The sequence below is a fragment of the Limosilactobacillus reuteri genome (genome assembly GCF_013694365.1).
Lineage (GTDB): Bacteria > Bacillota > Bacilli > Lactobacillales > Lactobacillaceae > Limosilactobacillus > Limosilactobacillus reuteri_E.
Map to the genome: position 1 here is coordinate 142,499 of NZ_CP059275.1, position 17,939 is coordinate 160,437.

The following is a 17,939-nucleotide window of genomic DNA, read 5'->3' on the forward strand; positions in this document are numbered from 1 at the left end:
CTAATCTGATTCGGCAAGAATTCCAGTACCTCAGTTATGCACCAATTATTTTCGTTTCGGCGAAGACAAAGCAACGGTTAAATCAATTACCGGGATTGATCGAGGAAGTATATCAACATCACCGTCAACGGATCCAATCGGCAGTCTTAAATGATGTTTTAATGGATGCAATTGCTGCCAATCCGACTCCAACACAAAATGGTCGGCGTTTGCGAGTATACTATGGGACACAGGTTGCAACCGAACCACCAACATTTGTTATCTTTGTTAATGATCCAGAGTTAATGCACTTCTCCTATGAGCGTTATTTGGAAAATCAAATTCGGAAGGCATTTGACTTTTCTGGTACACCGATCCATTTAATCAAGCGTCAACGGCAGTAAATGGCTGAAAACAACGAAAATAAAAACGATATGTTAGAAGCGCTTGATAGCATTGAACAAGTTAAGGTGGGCGATGTTGTCAAGGGTGAAGTTTTGGCAATCGATGACGATCGTCAAGCTATCGTTGGTATTAAAGATGCAGGGGTTGAAGGTGTCGTCCCTGCTAAGGAATTATCAACCAAGCCAGTTGAAGACATCAATGATGCTGTAAAAGTAGGTGACGAATTAGACTTAGTTGTCATTTCTAAGATCGGTAACGATAAGGAAAATGGTAGCTACCTTCTTTCTCACCGTCGTCTTGAAGCCCGTAAGGTATGGGATGACATTCAAAAGAAATTTGATGAAGGTGAACACATTACCGCCAAAGTCACTCAAGCTGTTAAGGGTGGATTAGTCGTTGATGCTGGAGTTCGTGGCTTCGTCCCTGCTTCAATGATTACTGATCACTATGTTGAAGACCTTAATCAATTTAAGGGTCAAGAACTTGAATTCAAGATTGTTGAAATCGAACCAAGCGAAAACCGTTTGATTCTTTCACACAAGGAAATCATTCAAGCTCAACACGAAAAGGCTGCTGAAAAGGTATTTGCTGAATTACAACCAGGCGATGTTGTTGAAGGTAAAGTTGCACGGATGACTAACTTCGGTGCATTTATTGACCTTGGCGGCGTTGATGGATTGGTTCACGTTTCTGAAATTTCATACGATCACGTTGACAAGCCTTCTGATGTATTGACTGCTGGTCAAGATGTTAAGGTTAAGGTATTAAGCGTTGACCCTGAACGTGAACGGATTTCATTATCCATTAAGCAAACTTTACCAGGACCATGGGATGATATTGAAGAAAAGGCTCCAGTAGACAGCGTATTAACTGGTACTGTTAAGCGTTTGACTAGCTTTGGTGCTTTCGTTGAAGTATTCCCTGGTGTTGAAGGTTTAGTTCACATTTCACAAATCTCACACAAGCACATTGCTACACCTGCAGATGTTCTTAAGCCAGGTCAAGAAGTTCAAGTTAAGGTAATCAATGTTGATCCTGAACACCAACGTCTTGGTTTATCAATGAAGGCTCTTGAAGAACGTCCAAAGGAAGACGAAAACAACAATAACAACGGTGAAAACTACCGTGGTCGTCGTCGTTCACGTCGTAACAATAACAACCGGAGCTTCATGAACAACGCTCCAGAAGAAGAAAGTGGCTTCTCAATGGGTGACTTAATTGGTGACAAGCTTAAGGACCTACGGAACTAGATGTGTAAGGGATTGCAAGTAGCAATTGATGGTCCGGCCTCAGCAGGAAAGAGTACGGTCGCTAAATTAGTAGCAAAAAAGTTTAATTATGTCTATTGTGATACCGGCGCAATGTACCGAGCTGTTACATTAGCAGCATTAAACCAGGGCATTGATCCAAAAGATGATAAAAAGGTTGCTGAAATTGCTCGGCAAATAAAAATAGATTTTGAACCTGGTGAAACTGAACAAAGAGTTTTCTTGGATGGCAAAGAGGTGACTCATGATATTCGGTTGCCGAAAGTAGCAGCAAATGTATCTGCTGTGGCGGCAGTTCCAGCTGTTCGCGAAGAGATGACTAAGCAACAGCGGCAAATTGCTGAAAATGGTGGAATTGTAATGGATGGACGGGATATTGGTACAACTGTTTTACCACAAGCACCCGTAAAGATATTCATGGTAGCGAGTGCCTATGAACGGGCGCGACGGCGATACGCTGAAAACCAGGCAAAAGGGATTAATACAACATCGCTTGAAGAATTACAAAAAGCAATTGAATTAAGGGATAAAAAAGACTCAACGCGAAAAATTTCACCTCTTACACAAGCACCTGATGCAATCAAATTGGATACAACAAATATGACAATTGATGAAGTTGTGAGTGAAATCAGTAAAATAATAAAAAAACACAAGATGAATTAGTTGAGTGAGGAACGGAAAGAGAGCCGACGAGCTAACGATGAATTATGGGATAAAAAGTTTACAGATAACGAAGACCTTGATAGTGATGGCCATTTATCACGAACAGAACACCGTAAGCAACGATCACATAATTCAATGATTACTACGATCTTAATCGTGTTAATTATCGTTCTCGCCGTTACACCACTTATTTATTGGATTAATAATAAACAGTCCTTTAATCATCCGGTGAGAACTGAACAAGTAGCTGCTAGTTCTAAAAATAGTAAAAAAAAAGAATCTCACAGTTCGAGTACCTCTAGTGAGCATTCAAAGAAGGAATCTAGTATAAGCAGTAGTGAATCCTCTTCTTCAAGTATTGAGGAATCAAGTTCGACGCAAACCAGCCAAAGTTATAGTGCTCCGCAAAGCAGTAGTAGCTATTATCGATATAGTAGTAGTTATCGTTATGGTAATGGGTATCAAAACCGGACTACTCCTAATCGCTACAGTAGTTATCAGCAGCGTTATAACAATAACCAAACCTATAATCGCTACAATAATAATACAGAAAATACAAACCGTTATCGTTAAATGAAAAATAAGCAAGAAATTCTAGATGTTTTACAAAATCATTTTGGCTTTGAGGATTTTCGTCCAGGCCAAGAAGAGACAATTAACGCCTTACTGGAAGGGAAAGACGCTTTATCGATTCTTCCCACTGGTGCCGGGAAATCCCTTTTATATCAATTGCCAGCTTATTTATTGTCAGGAACGATCCTCATTGTTTCACCGTTGATTTCACTAATGCAGGATCAGGTTGACCGTCTTCATCGGCAGGGAGAAAAACGAGTCATTATGTTAAGCGGCCAGCTTGTCGGAAAAGAGCGAGCAAGTGTCCTCCACAATTTGAAATCATTTAAATTTATATTTACTTCTCCGGAAATGCTTGATAACCAGCAAGTTTTAACCGCGCTTAAGAAAAATAAGATTGCGTTAATGGTTATTGATGAGGCCCATTGTATCTCACAGTGGGGCCCTGATTTTCGTCCTGAATATTTATTACTAAAGGAAGTGCGGCAGCAATTAGGATCGCCGACAACATTGCTGTTGACGGCAACTGCTACTCCTCGTATTCGACAGGATATTTTGAAAAAAATGGGGATGACGACTGCCTACCAGGTAATTAAATCTGTTGACCGTCCTAACATTTTTTTAGCTGTTAAGTCCATCGCTACTCAAAAGGAAAAGGATGGTGAACTTCTGAAACTAGTTCAAAAATTCACTGGTCCCGGAATTATTTACTTTGCAAGTCGTAAGCTGGCTTCTCAGATGGCAGAATGGCTTGAAAACCAAACTGATTTAAATGTGGCAGCTTATCATGCTGGCGTTGTTCCAATTGAACGATTTCGAATTCAAAATCAATTTATGAATAATGAATTACAGGTAATTTGTGCAACGAGTGCGTTTGGGATGGGAATTGACAAAAATGATATTCGTTACGTTATTCATTATCATTTGCCAAGTAATTTAGAGAATTATTTACAGGAAATCGGTCGAGCTGGGCGTGATGGTAAGCAGAGTTTGGCAGTTCTTCTATATGCAAATGGCGATGAAATGATTCAACGACAATTAACAAGCGTTGATCTTCCGCCAGCTACAATTTTAGAGCAGATTAAGAATGGCAAGTTGTCAGCAAGTATTTTGGGGGAGCAAGCGTCTTTATTTGCGTTTTATCTTGAACATTCTTTTACGCCGCAGCAAATAATTACGATGTTTGAGCGGCGCAAAATTCAAACAGAAAAAGAATTGCAAGAAATGGTTGCTTATATCAAAGAGGACGGTTGTAAAAGAGAATATCTTTTAACATATTTTGGTGAGCAATTTGCCGGTTCGAATGAATTTTGTTGTGATTATGAGCTTTCAGATTGGGCAACTAAACTTATTTTGCCGGTCAGTCAGCCACTTTCTGAAAACAATAAAGTAGGATGGGAAGACCGCTTAAAGGGCCTGTTAAATATTACTGAAAATTAAGTGAATAAATTATTGCGCTTTTTTAGCTATCACCAGCCACGGCGAATTCGTGTAATTGAAAACACTCTGCGAAGTCGGCGAACAGTCGCAACTCTCTTTTGGGCTCGACAGTATGGAATCTTAGAGTGGTTAGGGGCAGATCGAACACTGAATCGACAAGAATATGATCAGCTTATTAATCAACTTGTTGCTGATAAACTATTAGCGATTGATGATCAATCCCAAGCAATTCTTACAGAAGAGGGCGCGAAAGTTTTAAAAAACGAAGAAGAAACTTTCTACATCCCATCGTTTTATGACTGGTACTGGTTAACCAATACGCAACGAATAATCCAACGACTTTTTTTAGCTATTCAAGTCGTATCAGAATTCTCTTATCATCAAAGAAAGTATGTTCCATTGGCGATTTCATATGGTGAAATGGTTGCGGTGAAGCAGTGGTTTCGACAAAATTATCATCACGATCTGGTTAAAAATCTCTATACTGATCTCCATCGGTTTGGCAGCGCTTTGGAAAGTGAAGATCCACGAATGACAACGGACCTTTTTAATGTCATGATTGGTTATCAGCGATCAGGATGGACAATTAATCAAGCAGCTCAAGAATTGAAAATAAAAATCGATGATATCCAGTACTTACGTCATGACGAGATGTTAGCGGTTAGCGCTTATGCTCGTAATTTTCCTGGTCCACTGCAACAATTGCTCCTTCCGCTGATCAATGAGAGTCCACTAAATCGGAGTGCCCAAGTAACGTTTGACTTATATACCCAGGGAGAGCCAATTGAACTGATTGCTCAAGAGCGACGGTTGAAAGAAAATACAATTAGGGAGCATCTCTTGGAAGCGGCAATCCTTATTCCTGACAAGCTAGACTGGGATATCCTTTTGCCAGAGAGTAAGCGTGACGAACTTAGTCGATTCTATAAGGGCGAACCGACCGTATGGAAATTTGACGAGCAAATTGCCAGTTTTTATGAATACCGCCTATATCAAATATTTCAAGGAATAACAAATGAAAAATAAATGACAGTAACGCATCAACGTATTCAACGATTGGTAGGCATAGCCTGTTTGGGTGCCTTAGCATTTATTTTAATGTTTTTTGAGTTTCCGGTTTTGCCGATGGCGCCCTATCTTAAACTGGACTTTTCTGATGTCCCTGTTTTGATAGGGGGCTATATCTATGGGCCAGTTGGCGGAATTATTATCGCTGCAATTAAATGCTTAATTCACGGAATGATTCATGGCTTTTCGCCAGCTGAATTAATCGGGGTTACCAGCGACTTTATTTCATCCCTCGCTCTTCTGCTTCCGTTCTGCTGGGTATGGCGTCATCATAACTGGAGTAATAAAAGACAAGCTATTATCGGAATTGCTTTAGGAACCGTAACGTTGACTGTTTTAATGTCTCTGCTTAATTTGTGGATCCTTACCCCTTTATATATGGCAGTTTGGAACTGGAAGTCAACTTTGCCCGTATCTCAATTAGTAGCGATCGGTGTGTTGCCTTTTAACCTTATTAAGGGTTTGGTTGTTACAATTGTATATGTAATTATCGCGGGTCGGTTGCGTCCATGGCTAGACCAGCATAGAATGATTTAAATGGAACGATTACAAAAGGCAATGGCGGAAGCGGGAGTAGCTTCTCGTCGGGCATCAGAAAAACTTATCCTTCAAGGGAAAGTTGCAGTTAATGGCAAGATTGTGACTGAACTTGGCACTAAAGTTGGCGTTCACGATGAGATTGTAGTAAATGGTGTTCCAATCCATCACGAACAGCACGTTTACTACTTGTTAAATAAGCCGCGGGGAGTTATCTCAAGTGCTCATGATGATAAAGGCCGTCGAACAGTGGTTGATATTATTCATGATGCTGAGATTGATGAACGCATTTATCCAGTTGGCCGATTGGACTATGATACAACTGGAATTCTTCTCCTAACAAATGATGGTGCTTTGGCAAATAAACTGATGCATCCTAAATATGAAGTTGAAAAAACCTATGTTGCTAAGGTTGAAGGAATCGTCAAAAATGATGAGTTAAAACAATTACGTTTAGGGGTAGTCATCGATGGTCGAAAGACAAAACCGGCTAAATCGAAGCTCTTGAATGTTGACCGTGCCAAGAAGACAAGCCTTGTTCAATTAACAATCCACGAAGGACGAAACCACCAAGTTAAGAATATGTTTAAGGCAGTAGGACATCCGGTGACTAAACTTCATCGTGAAACATATGGACCATTAAATTTATATGGTCTTCAGCCGGGTGAATTCCGTGCATTAAAGCCTGAAGAAGTGCAGTTATTAAAGAAAAAGTAAGTGACGAATACGAAACTAACCAACCAAGCGCAGATTGAAGGATTACTTTTTATTAGTGGGGACGAAGGAATTCCCCTAGGCGATTTAGCAAAAATTTCTGGTTTTATGAAACCGGCTGTTCTAACAATATTACAAGAGCTAAAAAAGAAGTATGAAGATGATCCCACATCTGCTTTTATCTTGCTTGAAAGTGATCAGACCTATCGTTTAGCAACCAAGCCTCAGTTAGCAGAGGTCATTAAACATTACTTTGAAGTCCCGTTAACGGTACCATTGACTAAAGCATTATTAGAAGTATTGGCCATTGTTGCTTATCGGCAACCAATTACGCGGCTAGAAATTGATGATATTCGGGGAGTACAAAGTTCAGGATCATTACAAAAATTAATGGTTCGTGGTTTAGTTGACACTCATGGACGTTTGGATGCACCAGGCCGTCCATTTTTATATTCAACAACCCCGGCTTTCTTAAACTATTTCGGTTTAAGCGATTTAGATGAACTCCCACCGTTACCCGATCAAGACGAATTAGAAATGAGCAATATTAATGGAGATATTTTCCTTGAAGCATTACAGGCGCGAGAAGAACGAAAGGACGATAATTAAATGAATAAGCAAGTGCAACCACAAAATCCATTTCAACCGGTCATAAAGGTTCATGACTTTGAAGGACCACTAGATTTATTGCTCCATTTAATAAAGCAATCTGAAATGGATATTTATGATATTCAGATTTCGCAAATTACAAGCCAATACCTTGATTACCTTCACCAGATGCAAAGCCACCAATTAGAAGTCGCGGGTGAATATTTTGTAATGGCTGCGACTCTGATGGACATTAAAAGTCAGATGCTGTTACCTTCGCCGCCAGTATTGGATGATGAACTAGAAGTAGAGGAGCTTGATCCCCGACAAGAATTAGTGGAACAGCTTTTGGAATATCAGCGTTATAAAAAAGCAGCAGATCGACTAAAAGATAAAGAAAATCTGCGTCAACAGGAGTATACTCGACCAGCAATGCAAGTTCCACGTGAAATGGTAAAATCTCACGTGGAGCCGGGCATCAAATTAACGGATTTGCAACAAGCTTTTGCAGCCGTTCTTCGCCGCCAACAATTAGCTACTCCATTAGTTGAAACTGTAGCAGCTGAAAAAGTAAGCGTTGGTCAACAAATGAACCACGTGATTGAAATTATTCATGATGGTCCGGTTAGGTTTGAAGACTTGTTTGAAGATTTACATACTCGCGATGGCTTAGTTACAACTTTTTTAGCAATTCTTGAACTGGCAAAGCATCAAGCGATTGTTATTAACCAAGGTGGCTTGTTTGAACCAATAATTTTAGCGGAGGGATCTAAGAGTGACGAATACGAAACTAACCAACCAAGCGCAGATTGAATGTTAGTTCGTTATCGAAAAGATTACCAAAAAATCGCCCTAGGTTTATTATCCTTAGTAAAAGATCTTCGAAAAGATAATCGTTTTATGGAAGAGATGGACTGGGCACTGGCTAATGATTGGCCAATCTTTTTGTGGAAAGACATGGATGATAGTCACTTTATTGGAATTGTGATGATAGAAATAGGGGATTGTTACGTGCTGGTTCGCCGCTTATCGTTTACGCCAAGCGAACGAACGGGGTATAATATTTTTTCCTTATTAGATGGCGTTCACGATCAATATCCTCATAAACGCCTCATGGGAACCTTAGCAACCCAACCAATAATTAGCATGTGGGAGAGAAATAATGAATAAATGAATAATGAAGTGGCTGCGTTTTTAGCTTTTTTAAAAGATAAACGACAATTAAGCGATAATACCTTGATGAGTTATCAACGGGACTTAGAACAAACTGTGACTTATTTAGAAGATCGAGGAATTGATGATTGGCAACAGGTGGACCACTATTTGCTAATTGACCTCCTTAATAGTCTTCGTCAGCAGGGAAAAGCTAATTCAACAATTAACCGTGTGATTTCAAGTTTACGGCAATTTTATAAATACATGATTCGTCACCATAACCTAACCATTAATCCAATGGAAATGATTGATCACCAGTATACCTTTAACCAACCACCTGCACCGGTAATTTTAACTGAAAAAGAAATTGAACAACTGCTGGCAGTCCCGGATGTTTCAACCCCAATTGGTCTTCGTGATCGAGCGTTGTTAGAGATTATGGATGCAACGGGAATGAGGGTTAGTGAAGTAATTGCCTTGGATCTGACAGCACTTCATCTCGACGTTAAGCTTCTACAACTAACAGGAAAGAATGAACGTGAGCGGATGATTCCCTTAAGTCAACCAGCAGTCAAGTGGCTTACCGGTTACCTAGACCGTGGTCGACCACGTTTGCTCAGAGATGATCACGAAACGCGGGTGTTCTTAAATGCTCATGGTTATCCTTTGACGCGGCAAGGAATTTGGAAAAAAATGAAGGAATGGGTCAGTGAGGCTAAAATCAAAAAAGAAGTTACTCCTCAAACTATGCGTTATTCTTTTGCTGTTCATTTAATAGAAAATGGCGCCGATGTTCAATTAATCCAAGAAATCCTTGGTTATAACGCGATGAAGGCTCTCCAACCATATTTACAGGTCTCGCCGCAACAGTTATCCGCTAACTATATGAAATATCATCCTCGTGCATAGATGAATTCAGCATTAGGAAAAGTTGTTACAGCGGTAATGATTGATGAAAATGATACCGATTATTTTGTTCAACCAGATCGTAATGGGCAAACGTATCGATTACCGAAAAGCGAAAGTCCTCAAGAATTACATATTGGTGGACAGGTACGCGGCTTTGTTTATGAAAATGAGGACCACCAACTACAGATGACCTGTAAATACATTCCAACGATCCAGGTTGACCATTACGATTATGGTACAGTAGTTAATGTTCGTCGTGATTTAGGGGTTTTTGTTGATATCGGTCTTCCCAATAAGGATATTGTCGTCTCTTTAGATGATTTACCAAGCTTGAAACACTTATGGCCACAACCAGGTGACCGTTTATTAATGTCCCTTCAAGTTGATGATAAGGATCGTCTATGGGGTAAATTAGCAGATGACCAAATCTATCAAACTATTTCAGCAGCTCCAGATAAACGCTTGCTCAACCATGATACTTATGCCACAGTTTACCGCCTTAAGATGAGTGGAACCTTTGTGATTACTGATGATTATCGTTTAGGATTCATCCATCCAAGTGAACGAGACCAAGAACCGCGATTAGGTCAACGAGTTAAAGCGCGGGTTATTGGAATTTCGTCACATGGTAGTCTCAATCTCTCCCTTAAGCCTCGTGCCTACCAAGCTATTGGTGAAGATGCACAAATGATTTTGACAATGTTAGAACATGGTATAAATCACCGCTTGCCATACACTGATAAGACGGACCCATCGATCATTCGCGATGTCTTTGGCATAAGCAAGGGGCAGTTTAAACGTGCTATTGGGCATTTGCTTAAAGAGAAATTAGTAAAACAAGAAAACGGTCAATTAATCCTAGTAAAAGAGAATCAAGATTAAATGAAGAAAACCAAGATTGTAAGTACACTTGGTCCTGCAAGTACTGATGTTGATACGATCGTTAAGTTGATCAATGCGGGAGCTAACATTTTCCGTTTCAACTTCTCACACGGTGACCACCCAGAACACTTGGGTCGGATCGAAAACGTACACAAGGCTGAAGAAATTACTGGCAAGCACGTTGGTCTTATGCTTGATACTAAGGGTGCCGAAATTCGGACTACTGTTCAAAAAGAAGGTAAGATCAACTTTGAAATTGGCGACAAGGTTCGCATTTCAATGGATCCTTCAATTGAAGGTACTCATGACAAGATTGCTGTTACCTACCCAGGCTTATACGATGATACTCATGTTGGTGGCCATGTTCTTTTTGATGATGGTTTAATTGACATGGTTATTGATGAAAAAGACGATGCAAACAAGGAACTTGTATGTCACGTCTTAAACCATGGTGTTCTTGGTTCTCGGAAGGGTGTTAACGCCCCTGGTGTATCAATCAACTTACCAGGTATTACTGAAAAGGACAGTAGCGATATTCGTTTTGGTTTGGAAAACAAGATCAACTACATTGCTGCATCCTTCGTTCGTAAGGCTCAAGATGTTCTTGACATTCGCGAATTACTTAAGGAAAAGAACATGGAAGATGTTCAAATTTTCCCTAAGATTGAATCTCAAGAAGGTATCGACAACTTTGAAGAAATCATTGCTGTTTCTGACGGTTTAATGGTACCTCGTGGTGACATGGGTGTTGAAATTCCTGCCCAAAATGTGCCAATTGTTCAAAAGCACATGATCAAGCGTTGTAACGAATTAGGTAAGCCAGTTATTACTGCTACCCAAATGCTTGACTCAATGCAAGAAAACCCACGTCCAACCCGTGCCGAAGTATCAGACGTTGCTAACGCCGTATTTGACGGTACTGATGCTACTATGCTTTCTGGTGAAAGTGCTAACGGTGACTACCCAGTTGAATCTGTTGCAATGATGAACAACATTGACATCAAGGCTGAAAACCACCTTTGGGAATTCGGTACTGAAAAGTTCGATTGGGACAAGTCTGACGTAACTGAAACTATCGGTTCTGCTGTTGCTAACGCAGCTAAAGACTTAGACATTCACACAATTGTTGCTTACACTGCTTCAGGCTACACTGCTAAGATGATTTCTAAGTACCGTCCTAATGCTGATATCGTTGCATTAACTCCAAACGAACGTGTAGAACGTGGACTTATGATCAACTGGGGTGTTCAACCATACGTTGTTGATGAAATGAAGAACACTGATACAATGTTCGACTTAGCTGCTAAGAAGGCTGTTGAACTTGGCTTTGCTAAGAAGGGCGACAGAATCATCATCGTTGCTGGTGTTCCTTTGGGTGTACCAGGTGCAACTAACATGATGCGTGTTAAGACTATCGACTAAGTGGATTTTACGCCCTTAGATGTTAAGAGTAGTTATAGTTTGCTAAAAAGTCCCACCCGGATTTCTGACCTAGTTACAACGGCTAAGGAACGAGGGTATAAGGCATTAGCGTTAACAGACGAAAATGTTTTATATGGGGCTGTCGAATTTTATAATGCAGCAAAAAAAGCAGGAATTAAACCCATTCTCGGCTTGCGGCTGGTAGTTGCATTAAATGAGACGGATGGTACCAAGCTAGATTTAGTATTTCTAGCTAAGAATCAACGAGGGTATCAGCATCTGATGGACCTATCGACGCTTCAGCAAACACGAAAAGATAAAAAAATACCTTTAACGATTGCGCAAATTAGTTCTTTATTGGATGAATTGTTTATAATTATCCCCCCACAAAGTACAGTTTTTAGTATACTTGCTCAGCCAACATCAATTTTAACTGAGCTTGCTAATCTGGGGGATGATGATAGCGTTCTGTTAGGAGTCAATTCGCGGTTAGATGACGTTCAAATAGATACCTTGCAACAATTATCAAAACAATTATCTTTGCCATTAGTAGGGACGTCTCCAGTTGATTATTTAAATGCTAATGACCTTTTTGCTAGTCGGGTTTTACAAGCAATTGATGCCGGAGTTGAGTTAAAAGATCCGACAATAGAAGCGGGACGAAGAGGACAACATTATCTTCATTCGAAAGAACAGATTGTCCAAGATTACAATGCAAAGGGGCTTAGTGCAGCCGCGCAAAAGACAGTTGAAGTAGCAGCCCTGTGCAACGTTGAACTTCAATTTAGGGCCCCGGTCCTTCCTCATTTTAAAAATCAAGCAGGGATACCATCTCAACAATATTTACGTTCTCTATGTATTCAAGGATTGAAAAAAAGACGAGTAGCACCAGGAAAAACTATTCAACAGTACCAAGAACGTTTAGCGATGGAATTAAAAGTAATCCATGAAATGGGCTTTGATGATTATTTCTTAATTGTATGGGACGTAATGAATTTTGCTCACCAGCAAAAGATTACGACCGACCCTGGACGAGGATCAGCTGCGGGATCATTAGTTGCCTATGCTTTAGCAATTACAGAAGTTGATCCTTTGCAATACGACTTATTATTTGAACGCTTTCTGAATCCAGAACGAGCTCAAATGCCCGATATTGACTTAGATATTCCTGATAATCGGCGTGATGAAGTTTTGCAGTATGTACATCAAAAATATGGTCACCAACGCGTAGCCCAAATTATTACTTTTGGGACATTAGCCGCTAAACAAGTCGTTCGTGATGTGAGTCGGGTCTTTAACTTGCCCCGTTACGATATGCAAAGGTTAATCGATGCATTACCACATGGCCTTCACGTGACACTCAAAGATGCATTAAAGGAGTCACAACAACTAAAAAATCTTCTTGACGATAATCCTAAATTTCGTTTGCTGATTCAAGTTGCACAGCAATTAGAGGGATTGCCGCGTCATTATTCAATTCACGCGGCAGGCATTGTCCTTTCTGAGCAGCCATTACATGAAATTGTGCCGTTACAAGATGGTAGTGATGGCTTATTAATGACGCAGTTTGCCAAAGACACAGTAGAAGCGCTGGGGCTATTAAAAATGGATTTCTTGGGATTGAAGAACCTTTCAATCATGGATAACATCCTTCAAATGATTCGGCAAGAAGACCCTAATTTTGATTTGCAAAAAATTAACTTTAATGATCCGTTGACTCTTCAACTGTTCCAGCGAGGAAAAACTGAAGGGATTTTTCAATTTGAATCAAGTGGGATCAGAAATGTATTGGTCAATCTTCACCCAACGAATTTTGAAGATATTGTGGCAGTGAATGCACTTTATCGTCCGGGCCCAATGGAAAATATTTCTCATTTTACCGCCCGCAAAGCTGGAAAAGAGAAAATTACTTATCCTGCTCCGTCACTTGAAAAAATTCTGGGACCAACTTACGGTATTTTGGTCTATCAAGAGCAGGTAATGCAATTGGCCTCGGTAATGGCTGGCTTTACCTTAGGAGAGGCGGATCTTTTACGCCGGGCAATGAGTAAGAAGAAAAAGGCCACAATGGAGGATATGCGGACAAAATTTATTGCCGGCGCAACAGAACACGGCTATTCAGCACAAGTTGCTCACCAAGTATTTGAATATATCGATCGCTTTGCTAATTATGGGTTCAATCGTTCGCATGCAGTTGCCTATTCTATGATGGCGTTTGAGATGGCATATTTGAAAGTTTATTACCCTGCAGCTTTTTTTACAGCCCTAATGAATGCAGAAACTAATATTGAGAAATTGAAACGGCACGTGGGGGATGCAAAGCAATTTGGCGTCAAGGTTAGTGGGCCGCGAATCAATATAAGTGAGAGTAGTTTTCTATTACATGATGGGACAGTTTACTTTGGCTTTTCTGCTATTAAAGGAGTACGTCGTGATTTTGTCGCCGCAATTCTTGAAGAACGGCAGGAAAATGGCAAGTTTACAGATCTTCGTAATTTTATTGCGCGTATTCCAGAACGTTGGCAAAAGCAAGAATTAATCGAACCGTTAATCTATAGTGGGGCCTTTGATAAGATGGAATATAACCGAGCGGAGATGATTGACGCCCTTCCTAAATTAATTTCCGGGATTGAGTTGTTTGCTGGTTTTGCTAATTTTGACGATCCGGCTCTCCAAACGGCAATTGACCAACGAAATGAATTCCCTCTGTTGACCCGTTTAACGAAGGAGAATGAATACTTAGGAGTGTATCTTTCCGGCCACCCGGTTACCCAATATTACCAATTAGGACAGCAGCTCCATGCAACTAAAATTGCTAATTTATACCCGCATTCAGAAGCGACAATAATTGTCCTTACAAATCACGTTAAGACTATTTATACTAAACGTGAACATCGGGAAATGGCCTTTGTTAATGGAACGGATGAGACCGGAGCAATTGATATTACCGTCTTTCCCAAACAATATCAGCAGTTCAAAGAGCAACTAGAAACAAATAAGATTTTAATTGTCAGAGGTCGAGTAGAATATCGTGAGGGACGGGGTCTACAATTAGTTGCTAATCAATTGCAGGATGTTAAAAAAGTTCAACAGAAACGCCGCAAGCAACGATGGGTTTTACGAATCTTACCGTCATTAGACACTGAGATGGTGCATCGAGAGTTAAATAATATTTTTAATGAATACCATGGTTCAATTCCTGTCTTGTTGTTTTATCCAGCAAACGATAAGAAGATCCTGCTTGACCAAAAACGATGGTTAAAAAATTCTCAGAAAGCAAAAAAGGCGCTTGTCGCCGTTCTTGGCCAAGAAAACGTTGTCTTACAACAGCTTAATAGTAATCACTGAATGAACTTTTTATTAAAGAATATCGTGGCTGGTATTTGGGCACTTATTCTGGGTGAGGTCCTAGCTTACATCACAAGTCAACTAGAATCGATGACACCAGACTACACCCTTGTCGGCTGGTGTTCTGTAATTATGGGATTAGTCGTTATCAATTGTGTGGATAAAATTACCGCAGATGCAAATCCTAGCAAAAATGAAGGTTAAATGAGTGAGGAAAAGTATGAGGGGTTATTACCACGTTTTTTGAAGTATGTTAAAACTGAAACAAGGTCAAATCCAGATTCAAAAACAATTCCTTCTGATCCTAAGGAAACTGCATTTTTAAATGAATTAAAAGATGAATTGATATCTTTAGGGTTGAGTGATGTTCATATTAATCCACAAAGTTCATATTTGGTCGCTACAATTCCAAGTAATATTGACAAGGATGTGCCAACGGTTGGCTTCATTGCCCATATCGACACTGCAGATTTTAATGCTCATAATGTTAATCCACAGATTGTCAAAGATTACGATGGCAAGTCAGATATTAAGCTTGATAAAGATGGCCAATATGCCTTAACTACTACTGAATTTCCATCATTGGAAAAATATCAGGGCAATACTTTAATTACTACTGATGGGTCTACTTTGCTTGGGGCTGATGACAAGTCAGGAGTAGCGGAGATTGTTACAATGGCTGCTTACCTGATGGCTCATCCTGAAATTAAGCACGGAACAATTAAGATTGGTTTAGGACCTGATGAGGAAATCGGCACCGGGGCTGATCATTTTGATGTTAAGGATTTTGGGGCCGATTTTGCCTATACGGTTGATGGTGGTCCACTTGGCGAATTGGAATATGAAACATTTAATGCAGCTCAGGCAGAAATTGAGATTCAAGGAAAAGATGTTCACACTGGGGTTGCTAAGGGAACAATGATCAATGCTATTCAGGTTGCAATTGACTTGCAAAATAGCTTGCCAGCACATGATCGAGCTGAACGAACAGATGGACGGCAAGGATTCTATCACTTATACAAGTTTGATGGAACTGTTGATCATGCTTCAATGACATATTTAATTCGTGATCATGATAAGCAAACGTTTATTGAACGGAAGCATTTACTCGACCGGGTTGTTGCTGGCCTAAATGATGAACTTGGTGCAGACCTAGTAACGATGAATCTTTATGACCAATACTACAACTTAAAAGATGCGCTTAAGAATCACATGGAAGTTGTTGAAATTGCGAAGAAAGCTATGGAAAATCTAGACATTAAACCGGATATCTATCCAGTTCGTGGCGGGACGGATGGTTCAACAATTTCTTATAAGGGCTTACCAACTCCTAATCTTTTTGCTGGTGGAGAAAACATGCACTCGCGTTTTGAATATGTATCACTGCAAACAATGGAACGTGCATTGGACACCCTACTTGAGATTGTGCGGTTGACTGCGGAAGAAGATAAATAAATGACAACCGGTAACCAATTAATTGCGCGTTTTGAAAAATTTGCTAATCCGCAACTAGCAGAAAAATGGGATCATGTCGGTCTACAAATTGGCAATCCAGATCTCCCGATTACTCGACTAATGACCACCCTTGATGTTCGCCCAGAAGTGGTTGATGAAGCAATTGAGCAAAATGTTGACCTTATTTTTGCTCATCATCCCATTATGTTTCACCCAGCAAAGAATCTAGATACGCGGGATCCGCAAAATGCAATGTACGCTAAACTTTTGGCGAATAATATTACTGTTTATGCAGCTCATACGAATTTGGATACTGCTAATGGCGGAATGAATGACTGGTTAGCAGATCAACTTCGCCTAACTAATACTGTGCCTTTAGTGCCAGCAGGAAATGATCCAATAAGCGGTGAACCAGTTGGAATGGGGCGTGTTGGTGAGCTGAATGAACCATTAACACCGCGAAAATTTGCAAATTATTGTATAGATGTTTTTGCCATCCGCGGATTACGGTTAATTGTCAACCCGCTTGACCAAGAGAGAGAGATTAAACGTGTTGCAGTACTTGGTGGTGCTGGTCAAGATTTTTATCAACAAGCTCTTGAAACTGGAGCTGATGCTTATGTCACTGGAGATGTAAGTTACCACTTTGCGCACGATATGATTGCTAATCACCTTGTTGTTATTGATCCTGGACATCATATTGAAGTGGTAGCTGCCCACCAGCTTGCTAACTTAATCACCCAGTGGAAGAATGAAAATAATTGGCAGTTTGAGGTGCTAGAGAGTAGAGTTAATACAGAGCCGTTTACTTTTATTACTAAATAGGTGGATGAAAAGCACTTATCAGCACGTCTGGCATGTGTTGCTTCCCTTGTTCCAGCAGGTGCGCGGGTGGCTGATATTGGTTCTGACCATGCATATTTACCAGCCGCATTAGTGTTAGATGGTAAAATTGATTTTGCAATTGCTGGAGAAGTAGTAAAGGGTCCTTATGAAAATGCCGTTCGTGAAATAAAAGACCACCGATTAGAAGGCCGGGTTATCCCACGTTTGGCAGACGGTTTAGCAGCGATTGAACCAGCAGATAAAGTCGATACAATTACGATTGCCGGAATGGGCGGGAGTTTGATTGCTTCGATTTTAGAGAAAGACAAGAATCAGTTAACAGGAATTAAGCGACTTGTCCTTCAACCGAATGTAGGGGAAAGTCAGTTGCGTGAATGGTTAATGAATAATTATTACCAAATAATGAACGAAAAAATAATTGAAGAAGACAATCATATTTATGAGATTATCGTTGCTGAGCCATCAGTTGTCCCATTTAGATACAGTAAGTATGAGCTTGATTTTGGACCATTTTTATTGGAAAACAAAGGACCTGCTTTTAGGAAAAAATGGCAAGAATATCTTCAACGTGAAGCCCATGTTATTGATCAGATGCAAAAGGCTCAACAGCCACCAGTAAAAAAGATTAATGAGATAAACGAGTTTTTATCACAAGTAAAGGAAGCGATCGCCGATGACAACCGGTAA

At 40.2% G+C, this 17,939-nt stretch carries 19 protein-coding genes (1 of these 19 cut by a window edge); all 19 read left to right on the forward strand.

Annotated features, from left to right (window positions below):
• Tightly spaced (each overlapping or abutting the next), the 19 genes in view from der to HHK02_RS00880 form a layout consistent with a single transcriptional unit that may run on beyond the window.
• Positions 1-383, forward strand: the 3' portion of a protein-coding gene (gene der, locus HHK02_RS00790) for a ribosome biogenesis GTPase Der (protein WP_035157732.1). The gene continues 931 nt to the left of window position 1, outside the view; the window shows 383 of its 1,314 coding nt (coding positions 932-1,314); the start codon falls outside the window, past its left edge; the stop codon is at positions 381-383.
• A complete protein-coding gene (gene rpsA, locus HHK02_RS00795; protein ID WP_003666049.1) occupies positions 384-1,634 on the forward strand; it encodes a 30S ribosomal protein S1 in 1,251 nt (416 codons plus the stop codon). It abuts the gene before it with no gap.
• Positions 1,635-2,315 (forward strand): (d)CMP kinase, encoded by a 681-nt coding sequence (cmk, locus tag HHK02_RS00800; RefSeq protein ID WP_085679581.1) that lies wholly within the window; start codon positions 1,635-1,637, stop codon positions 2,313-2,315. It abuts the gene before it with no gap.
• Positions 2,316-2,888 (forward strand): LysM domain-containing protein, encoded by a 573-nt coding sequence (locus tag HHK02_RS00805; RefSeq protein ID WP_181462580.1) that lies wholly within the window; start codon positions 2,316-2,318, stop codon positions 2,886-2,888.
• Positions 2,889-4,328: a RecQ family ATP-dependent DNA helicase gene (locus HHK02_RS00810; protein ID WP_085679575.1), complete on the forward strand. Its 1,440-nt coding sequence runs from the start codon at positions 2,889-2,891 to the stop codon at positions 4,326-4,328.
• Positions 4,329-5,354, forward strand: a complete 1,026-nt coding sequence (locus HHK02_RS00815) for a helix-turn-helix domain-containing protein (protein WP_181462581.1) — start codon at positions 4,329-4,331, stop codon at positions 5,352-5,354.
• A complete protein-coding gene (locus HHK02_RS00820; protein WP_181462582.1) occupies positions 5,355-5,933 on the forward strand; it encodes an ECF transporter S component in 579 nt (192 codons plus the stop codon). It begins immediately after the preceding gene.
• Positions 5,934-6,650 carry a pseudouridine synthase gene (locus HHK02_RS00825; RefSeq protein ID WP_035157748.1) on the forward strand — a complete coding sequence of 239 codons (717 nt, stop codon included), beginning with the start codon at positions 5,934-5,936 and terminating at the stop codon, positions 6,648-6,650. It abuts the gene before it with no gap.
• Positions 6,651-7,256, forward strand: a complete 606-nt coding sequence (gene scpB / locus HHK02_RS00830) for an SMC-Scp complex subunit ScpB (RefSeq protein WP_181462583.1) — start codon at positions 6,651-6,653, stop codon at positions 7,254-7,256.
• Positions 7,257-8,048, forward strand: coding sequence for a segregation and condensation protein A (locus HHK02_RS00835; RefSeq protein ID WP_003671047.1), 792 nt, complete (start codon positions 7,257-7,259; stop codon positions 8,046-8,048).
• Positions 8,049-8,405 (forward strand): reductase, encoded by a 357-nt coding sequence (locus HHK02_RS00840; RefSeq protein WP_085649501.1) that lies wholly within the window; start codon positions 8,049-8,051, stop codon positions 8,403-8,405. It abuts the gene before it with no gap.
• A complete protein-coding gene (locus HHK02_RS00845) occupies positions 8,406-9,299 on the forward strand; it encodes a tyrosine-type recombinase/integrase (RefSeq protein ID WP_152711616.1) in 894 nt (297 codons plus the stop codon).
• A complete protein-coding gene (locus HHK02_RS00850; RefSeq protein ID WP_181462584.1) occupies positions 9,300-10,181 on the forward strand; it encodes a CvfB family protein in 882 nt (293 codons plus the stop codon).
• Positions 10,182-11,603: a pyruvate kinase gene (pyk, locus tag HHK02_RS00855; protein ID WP_085679561.1), complete on the forward strand. Its 1,422-nt coding sequence runs from the start codon at positions 10,182-10,184 to the stop codon at positions 11,601-11,603.
• Positions 11,604-14,951: a DNA polymerase III subunit alpha gene (gene dnaE, locus HHK02_RS00860; protein ID WP_181462585.1), complete on the forward strand. Its 3,348-nt coding sequence runs from the start codon at positions 11,604-11,606 to the stop codon at positions 14,949-14,951. It begins immediately after the preceding gene.
• Positions 14,952-15,155 (forward strand): YjzD family protein, encoded by a 204-nt coding sequence (locus HHK02_RS00865; RefSeq protein ID WP_181462586.1) that lies wholly within the window; start codon positions 14,952-14,954, stop codon positions 15,153-15,155.
• Positions 15,156-16,406 (forward strand): peptidase T, encoded by a 1,251-nt coding sequence (pepT, locus tag HHK02_RS00870; protein WP_168240279.1) that lies wholly within the window; start codon positions 15,156-15,158, stop codon positions 16,404-16,406.
• Positions 16,407-17,231 carry a Nif3-like dinuclear metal center hexameric protein gene (locus HHK02_RS00875; RefSeq protein WP_003671063.1) on the forward strand — a complete coding sequence of 275 codons (825 nt, stop codon included), beginning with the start codon at positions 16,407-16,409 and terminating at the stop codon, positions 17,229-17,231. It abuts the gene before it with no gap.
• Positions 17,232-17,939 carry a tRNA (adenine(22)-N(1))-methyltransferase gene (locus tag HHK02_RS00880; protein ID WP_181462587.1) on the forward strand — a complete coding sequence of 236 codons (708 nt, stop codon included), beginning with the start codon at positions 17,232-17,234 and terminating at the stop codon, positions 17,937-17,939.

Bases quoted from the DNA above. Each gene is read 5' to 3' on its own strand.
- HHK02_RS00850 (WP_181462584.1), top strand. From the start codon at position 9,300: ATGAATTCAGCATTAGGAAAAGTTGTTACAGCGGTAATGATTGATGAA.
- HHK02_RS00835 (WP_003671047.1), top strand. From the start codon at position 7,257: ATGAATAAGCAAGTGCAACCACAAAATCCATTTCAACCGGTCATAAAG.
- rpsA (WP_003666049.1), top strand. From the start codon at position 384: ATGGCTGAAAACAACGAAAATAAAAACGATATGTTAGAAGCGCTTGAT.
- HHK02_RS00845 (WP_152711616.1), top strand. From the start codon at position 8,406: ATGAATAATGAAGTGGCTGCGTTTTTAGCTTTTTTAAAAGATAAACGA.
- HHK02_RS00865 (WP_181462586.1), top strand. From the start codon at position 14,952: ATGAACTTTTTATTAAAGAATATCGTGGCTGGTATTTGGGCACTTATT.
- pyk (WP_085679561.1), top strand. From the start codon at position 10,182: ATGAAGAAAACCAAGATTGTAAGTACACTTGGTCCTGCAAGTACTGAT.
- HHK02_RS00810 (WP_085679575.1), top strand. From the start codon at position 2,889: ATGAAAAATAAGCAAGAAATTCTAGATGTTTTACAAAATCATTTTGGC.
- HHK02_RS00840 (WP_085649501.1), top strand. From the start codon at position 8,049: ATGTTAGTTCGTTATCGAAAAGATTACCAAAAAATCGCCCTAGGTTTA.
- cmk (WP_085679581.1), top strand. From the start codon at position 1,635: ATGTGTAAGGGATTGCAAGTAGCAATTGATGGTCCGGCCTCAGCAGGA.
- HHK02_RS00825 (WP_035157748.1), top strand. From the start codon at position 5,934: ATGGAACGATTACAAAAGGCAATGGCGGAAGCGGGAGTAGCTTCTCGT.
- HHK02_RS00875 (WP_003671063.1), top strand. From the start codon at position 16,407: ATGACAACCGGTAACCAATTAATTGCGCGTTTTGAAAAATTTGCTAAT.
- HHK02_RS00820 (WP_181462582.1), top strand. From the start codon at position 5,355: ATGACAGTAACGCATCAACGTATTCAACGATTGGTAGGCATAGCCTGT.
- pepT (WP_168240279.1), top strand. From the start codon at position 15,156: ATGAGTGAGGAAAAGTATGAGGGGTTATTACCACGTTTTTTGAAGTAT.